This is a genomic window from Novosphingobium sp. B-7 (genome assembly GCF_000410615.1).
In the GTDB taxonomy this organism is placed as follows: Bacteria; Pseudomonadota; Alphaproteobacteria; order Sphingomonadales; family Sphingomonadaceae; genus Novosphingobium; species Novosphingobium capsulatum.
The window spans coordinates 3,638-4,785 of sequence record NZ_KE148351.1 but is presented as its reverse complement, the minus strand read 5'-3'; the positions used below and the strand labels follow the sequence as shown (position 1 = coordinate 4,785).

The window sequence follows — 1,148 nt, the reverse complement described above, 5'->3', positions numbered from 1 at the left end:
CGACGGCACGCCGGGCAAGATCGAAAACGCCGCGCGGCTGCGCACGCGATCGGTGTTCGACGTGGCCATCGACAAGCCCGGCACCTGGAAGATCGGCACGGAAATGGCCAATCTTTCTGGCACGTTCAAGGTGAATGGCGAGCTGTGGGGGCTGGGCATGCGCCGCCCAGGCGGTCCCGGCGGCACGGGCGGCCCAGGCGGCCAAGCGGGAATGGGTGCGCCGCCGCGCGGCATGATGCCGGGGGGCCCGGCTGGTCCCGGGGGCCCCGGCGGACCGGGTGGTGGCGAAGGCGGCCCCCGCCCGCAGATCGCACCCGATCACATGGTGGCCAGCCTGGCGGATATTCCCGCCGATGCCACCGAGGTAAACCTGACCGAAACGCTCAACCGCAACTTCGTGTTCGTCACCGCCGGCACCCCCACGACGCAGGCCTTTGCCCCCAGCGGCAAGGGGCTGGAAATGGTGCCCATCACCCATCCCGATGAACTGGTGAGCGACGAGCCGGGCAAGTTCCGCTTCCTGATCGATGGGCAGCCGGCGGCCAAGCTCAAGGTGACGGTGATCCCTGGCGCCAAACGCTATCGCGATATCGAGGGCGCGCAGGAACTGACCACTGCCGCCGATGGCACGGTCACGGTGAAATGGCCGGTGCCCGGGTTCTATTGGCTGAACGCCAGCCTGACGGACGATCACCCGGCCAACCCGCGCGCCGCCCATCGCCGCACCAGCTATACCACCACGCTGGAAGTCGTGGCGCCCTGACCCTGCCCGTCCAGGCAAACCGGATGTTGCGCCTTGCTGTGCCCACCGCGATCGACCCGGACAGCCTTGCCGGGTTCGATCCGGCGGCGCCGATCGTCATCCTGTCGGGCCTGACCATGGGCACGCGCTGGCAGGTGCGCCTGGCCCATCCGGCTGGCAGCGCGGACCGCGCCGCGTTGCATGCCCTCATCCAGGCGCGGCTCGACCGGATGGAGCGGGCGCTCAGCCACTGGCAGCCCGGCAGCCTGCTGATGCGCTTCAACCGCGCGGCACCGGGAACCTGGCTGCATGTGGATGAAGACCTCGCCGGCGTGCTGCACCATGCTTTGGCCGTGGCGCGGGCGAGCCATGGCGCGTTCGATCCCGCCATCGGCCGCCTGACCGA

2 protein-coding genes are annotated in these 1,148 nt (G+C 69.9%); both read left to right on the top strand.

Annotation, left to right across the window (positions count from 1 at the left end; all coding sequences use genetic code 11):
• Positions 1 to 763: DUF4198 domain-containing protein (locus tag H926_RS27450; RefSeq protein ID WP_022676732.1), on the top strand; the 763-nt coding region annotated here is incomplete at its 5' end.
• Between the two features lie 23 nt (positions 764 to 786).
• Positions 787 to 1,148, top strand: a 362-nt coding sequence (locus tag H926_RS27445) for an FAD:protein FMN transferase (protein WP_192816555.1), incomplete at its 3' end; no start/stop codon positions are given.